Below are 5,609 nucleotides of genomic sequence, written 5' to 3' on the forward strand. Positions count from 1 at the left end.
AAAATGAGCGAATGGGGAGTTATATATATAGGCTTTTTGCAACAAGTTGAGGAGCGTTAATAAGGAAAATAATATATGAAAGATGCGATCAAAACCCATTATACCTGCCCGGCGCTTGGGGCGAAAATCCGCCGGGGACTTGAAAAAGCAGGCAAAATTCCGGGACAGATCAGTCTGCGGGATCTTGCCCCGGTTGACCAGCTTCATACGGGTGCAGCCCCTGCGACCATCGAATTGATGGAACACGCCGGCCTGGACAAAGGCATGACCATTTTGGATGCCGGCTGCGGTATTGGCGGCACATCCCGGCTTCTGGCACAAAATTTCGGTCTTGTTGTCCATGGCATTGACCTGTCCGAAGAGTTCATTGAAACCGCAAGCATGTTAAACCAGTGGTGCGGCTTTGCAAAAGAGGGTATCATTAACTTTCAACACGGATCCCTGCTGGCCTTACCCTACCCGGACAACTTTTTTGACGCCGTGCTCTGCCAGCACGTATTGCTCAACATAAAAGATAAACCAAAGGTCTTTGCCGAATTTTCAAGGGTACTGGCCCCCCGGGGCAAACTGATCCTGCACGAGATTGTGGATGGCCCCGGGCCCGACCCCCTTTACCCTGTCCCCTGGGCCGGTGATGCGGCGGCCTCCATGCTCTGCTCCCGGCAAGACATTGAAGAGTATGCAGAAAAGGCCGGATTCAAACTTATTTTCCGTGAAGATAAAACAACGCATGCAGCGCTCTGGTGGGAAAAGGTAAATGCCATCAAAAAGGCCAGGGGCACAGACCCTTTGAACCCGAGCCTGGTTTTCGGGGAAAATGCCGGGAGTTTCGGCGCAAACATGGAAAGAAATTTCAAAGAACAGGCTGTGCTGTGCGTGGAAAATATCTGGGTAAAATCCAATTTTTCTTAAAAAAATATTTAACTCATATTTTTTAAATTCTTATGGGTCTGGTGTAATCTTTATTGACGCCAATCACCATGTTCTATATCAGTTAACTCTGAACACACACCTGACGCGTCTGGCAGTCAGTTCCCTGGCGGAAGTAAAGGTACATTTGCAATAAACGGAGCAACCCATGGACACTTATTATATTGACGGCAAATTCGTATCAGAAGACGAGGCCACCCTTTCTGTAAAAGACATCACCGTATTAAGGGGATTTGGTGTATTTGATTTTCTGATCACCTATAACAGACGACCCTTTCGTCTGGAAAAACATGTGGCCCGCCTGGAAAATTCCGCCCGCCATATCGGACTCGAACTGAACCATTCGAAAAAAGAGATCTGCGACATTGTCATGCAGACCATAGAAAAGAACCCGGACCACAAAGAGGAAAATATCCGCATCGTCTACACCGGCGGCATCAGCTCTGACGGCGTAACCCCCCAGGGCAACGGTATCCTCATGGTTATGGCCACGCCCAAGCACGAGCTGCCCGAGTGGTGGTATACCAAAGGCACCAAAATCATCACCGTGGACATGGAAAGATTTATTCCCGAAGCCAAGAGCAGCAACTATCTGTCAGCCGTGTTTGCCCAGCAAAAGGCCCGCAGCCTTGGGGCCGTTGAAGCCATATACAAAGACAAGGACAACCGGTTGCTGGAAGGCACCACCACCAATCTTTTTGCATTCAAAGGCACCACCCTGATCACCCCGCCCAGCGGCATTCTGTCCGGCGTAACCCGGGACGCGGTTCTGGAGCTGTTAGAAAAAAAATATGACATTGTCCTGGATTTTATCCCCCAGACAGATCTGGCCGGCATGGATGAAATGTTTATCACGGCATCAAATAAAGAGATTGTGCCCGTCATCCAGGTGGATGATACGGTTATTGCCGACGGCAAACCCGGAGAAAAAACCCTTGCCCTGATGGCAGAGTGGAAAGCATATACAACAGCCTACGGTCTTGGAAAGGCAGACTGATGAATACCCCCAAAGCACCTCTCCTTGAGCCCCAAAGCCGGGTGCAGGTGGATCTGTCCGCCTTTGGACAGAATGTGCGAACCCTGAAAAGCCTGACACCAACCGGTACCCGGTTCTGCGCCGTGGTCAAGGCCAATGCTTACGGGCATGGCGGGATACCATGCGCAAAAACCGCCCTTGAAAACGGGGCCTCTTTTCTTGCACTAGTCCGGATCTCGGAAGCCGTTGCCATGAGAGATGCCGGCATCACGGCGCCCATTCTTCTTTTAGGAGAAGCGCTGCCTGAACAGGTCTCCTTTCTTGCCACCCAGGGCATCCGGGCAAGCGTGGCTGATATCCAAACGGCCCGGGCCCTGTCTGCCGCGGCCCAAGCCTTAAACACCACGCTTAAAATTCATATCAAGCTGGATACAGGTATGGGGCGCCTGGGGTTTCTTCATCCCGACATAGTGATAAAGGAGTCCGGGCAAGCGGCCGGTATAGGTCAGGCCCGGGAGATTGCGGGCCTAAAGGGACTGGAGGTGGAAGGCACCTACACCCATTTTGCCAAGGCGGACATGATCGACAAAACCCATGTCAAAGGACAACTGGCCCGGTTCAATGACATGGTTGCCATGCTGGCGGATATGGGAATTCACCCTGAAATCCGCCATGCAGCGAACTCCGCAGCGCTTCTTGAGTTGCCCGAAGCCCATTTTGACATGGTGCGCCCGGGCATTGCCATGTACGGGATGGCCCCGTCCGGTGAGGTTGACATCACAGGGCATAAGCTTGTACCGATCATGTCCATCACGGCAAAGGTCATTTATGTCAAGGCAGTGCCCAAGGATTTCAGCATCTCCTACGGGTCCACCCATGTCACAGCGGCCCCCACGGTGATTGCCACGGTGCCCATCGGGTATGCAGACGGGTACAGCCGGCTTTTGTCCAACCAGGGACAGATGCTGATCAAAGGCCAAAAGGCCCCTATTGTGGGCCGGGTTACCATGGATTTTACCATGATTGATGTGGGGCACATTCCGGGAGTCAAGCCCGGAGATGATGTCACCATCCTCGGTACCCAGGCAAATGAACGGATTACGGCAGACGACATCGCCGGTCTCACAGGCACCATCAATTACGAGGTCACCGCAGGCCTGACCGGGCGGATGCCTGTGTCATACGTGTAAAAAAACCTTCCCATGCCAAATACAAACCGCTTTAACTTTCAGACCGGTTCCTGGTCACAGGATGCCGGGCCAACAGATGCGGCGACCCTTGTCATTGCCGGGGACTGGGCACCCATCCGGGCGTTTGCCCCGTTGATTGAATCCGACCCCCAGGCCATATACGGCGATGTTCTGCCCTTGCTGCAAAAGGCGGACCTGACGCTTGTGAATCTGGAAGCCCCTTTAAGCGATATCGGCACTGAAGTATGCAAAAGCGGGGCCGTGTTCAAAGGCAGTGCCTGCCATGTAAAGGGTCTGACCGCAGTGCCGTTTTCCGCCGTCACCCTGGGCAACAACCACATGTTTGATTTTGGTGTTGAGGGGTTCCAGCAGACCGTCAGGGTTCTGGATCGCCACGGCATCGCCCGCACAGGCGCCGGCATGACCAAAGCAGAAGCTCAAGCGCCCCTGATGATGGAAGCCAAAGGGGTTCATATTGCCATTGTCAACCTCAGCGAAGGTGAAGATCTGACCGCAGCCGGGCCCGGACCGGGTGTGGCCGGATGGGACATTAAAGGGGCCTGTACCCGCATCAAAAATCTAAAAAAAAATACGACCCGGGCGCTTCATGCCGTGATCGCCGTGGTCCACTGCGGCCTGGAATACATCCCCTTTGCACCGGAATACGCAACAAACGCTTTCAGGAAACTGGCCCATGCCGGTGCCGATGCCGTTATAGGGCATCACCCCCATGTGCCCCAGGGGCTCTTCTTCCATAAAAACACGCCGGTGTGCTGCAGTCTGGGAAACTTTATTTTTTACCAGACTACAAATTTTTTCTGGCGAAAAATGGGATATCTGGTACGCCTGCATATCAGCAAAAAAGGGCTTGCAGGGTTGGATATTGAACCCTATCGGATTCATGAACGGGGCGTGCAGATGCTTGCAGGGCCGGACCGGGATTATTTTTTCAAACGATTTAAAGAGATCAGCGACCCTTTGTCCACCCCCGAAGGCAGCCGGGAAGCCTGGCAAGGTTTTCTGGATTATTACGGGGTGGCCGGATTCAAAAATGAAGTCAACATGATTTTAAACAAACTGGATGACGCCCCGGGAAAGGGAGCCGCCATGTTCAGAAACCGGTTAACCACGGCCCAGCATTTTTACCACTGGCAGGACCTGCTCACCCGTGTGGTGCAAGGCAAATTGGGACACAGCCCAGCCTGGGCCCGGGATCTGGCCCGGGAGTGGCTGACAAGGCAGATTGACAATGAGTGATAAAAAACAGATTACCCTGCTTGTAACCGACTCGGGGCTTGGCGGACTTTCCGTGTGTGCGGGCATGGCGGCAAGATTTGCCAATGATGCACGGTACGAGCGCATTCACTTGGTATACTTTAATGCCTGGCCCGAACAGGACAGAGGGTACAGGCACTATCCGGATCCGGCGGACCGGTCCAAGGTGTTTGACAATGCCCTGGCGGCCATGGCCAAATACACCCCCGACCACATCTACATTGCCTGCAACACCCTGTCCGTGATCTATCCGTTTACCCGGTTTGCAAAAAAGACGACAATTCCTGTCACCGGCATCGTGGACCACGGGGTTCAGATGATCTATAATGCGCTGAGCCGGGACGTTTCAGCCCGTGCCGTAATTTTTGCCACCCCGATCACCATCCATGAAAACAAGCATAAAACGGCTTTAGTTGAACAAGGCATTGACCCGGAACGTATCATCACCCAGGGATGCTTAGCCCTTGCGGGTAAAATTGAGCGGGCCCCGTTCAGCAACGAGGTCAAGACGTTGATTGATGAAAATGCCGCNNTCTAAAAAATGCCGGCTCCACTGTGTATGCCGCGCTTTGCTGCACCCATTTTGGCTATTGTAAAGATATTTTTAAAGATGCTTTGGCCCGCCATACCGACAAAAAAGTAGAAATTTTAAATCCCAACCAAGCCATGATTGATGAAGCCTGCCGGGAAATTGTTCCCGGAGGGTCACCACAAATCTCTATCGATATTGTATCCAGGGTCACATGGGAACCCGCCGGAATCGAAGCCTATGACCGCCTGCTCTCCACGGTTTCTCCGGATGTGGTCGACGCCCTGAAAAACTATCGGCTGGACGGACAGTTGTTCAGCATAGAACTTGAATAAGGTAAGAATATGAGTCGGATTTTACTGATTACCGGTCCCGGGGGCGAAGCCCAGGGGTGGGGCAACATGGCCGTAACCCAGGAGATTGCAAAGGCCATAAACGCGTCAGGCAAATCTTGCGACATCGCATCCGTATCAAACATGGACGAATTAATCCGGGTGCTGGATACCCGCAAATTCGACCTTGTCTGGAGTGCGCTGTACCATGTGACGGAAAACGAAGCCACCATAGGCATGGGGGAGAGCGGTGAAGACTGGGTGGCCGATATCCTGGACAAGCTCAGGCTCCCCTATATCGGGCCGGATGCGGCCACCATGAAGGCGTTGATTCACAAAACCGCCACCCACAACATCCTGGACAAGGCAGGCGTTCC

General features: G+C 53.0%; 6 protein-coding genes. All 6 read left to right on the plus strand.

Annotated elements, in window-relative coordinates; translation table 11 throughout:
• Positions 1–75: 75 nt before the first annotated feature.
• Positions 76–912 carry a class I SAM-dependent methyltransferase gene (locus B3D59_RS11820; RefSeq protein WP_286819991.1) on the plus strand — a complete coding sequence of 279 codons (837 nt, stop codon included), beginning with the start codon at positions 76–78 and terminating at the stop codon, positions 910–912.
• Between the two features lie 166 nt (positions 913–1,078).
• Positions 1,079–1,927 (plus strand): aminotransferase class IV, encoded by an 849-nt coding sequence (locus tag B3D59_RS11825; RefSeq protein WP_286819992.1) that lies wholly within the window; start codon positions 1,079–1,081, stop codon positions 1,925–1,927.
• Positions 1,927–3,096: an alanine racemase gene (gene alr, locus B3D59_RS11830; protein WP_286819993.1), complete on the plus strand. Its 1,170-nt coding sequence runs from the start codon at positions 1,927–1,929 to the stop codon at positions 3,094–3,096. Before B3D59_RS11825 ends, alr begins: the two co-directional genes overlap by 1 nt.
• A 12-nt stretch (positions 3,097–3,108) precedes the next feature.
• Positions 3,109–4,353, plus strand: coding sequence for a CapA family protein (locus B3D59_RS11835; RefSeq protein WP_286819996.1), 1,245 nt, complete (start codon positions 3,109–3,111; stop codon positions 4,351–4,353).
• Positions 4,354–4,926: 573 nt separating this feature from the next.
• Positions 4,927–5,235 (plus strand): hypothetical protein, encoded by a 309-nt coding sequence (locus B3D59_RS11840; protein WP_286819998.1) that lies wholly within the window; start codon positions 4,927–4,929, stop codon positions 5,233–5,235.
• A gap of 9 nt (positions 5,236–5,244) precedes the next feature.
• A partial coding sequence (locus tag B3D59_RS11845) for a hypothetical protein (protein WP_286819999.1) occupies positions 5,245–5,609 on the plus strand: 365 nt, incomplete at its 3' end.

Origin of the sequence: Desulfobacter sp. UBA2225, from assembly GCF_002348205.1 — a bacterium.
Taxonomy (GTDB): domain Bacteria; phylum Desulfobacterota; class Desulfobacteria; order Desulfobacterales; family Desulfobacteraceae; genus Desulfobacter; species Desulfobacter postgatei.

Bases quoted from the DNA above. Each gene is read 5' to 3' on its own strand.
- alr (WP_286819993.1), top strand. From the start codon at position 1,927: ATGAATACCCCCAAAGCACCTCTCCTTGAGCCCCAAAGCCGGGTGCAG.
- B3D59_RS11820 (WP_286819991.1), top strand. From the start codon at position 76: ATGAAAGATGCGATCAAAACCCATTATACCTGCCCGGCGCTTGGGGCG.
- B3D59_RS11835 (WP_286819996.1), top strand. From the start codon at position 3,109: ATGCCAAATACAAACCGCTTTAACTTTCAGACCGGTTCCTGGTCACAG.
- B3D59_RS11825 (WP_286819992.1), top strand. From the start codon at position 1,079: ATGGACACTTATTATATTGACGGCAAATTCGTATCAGAAGACGAGGCC.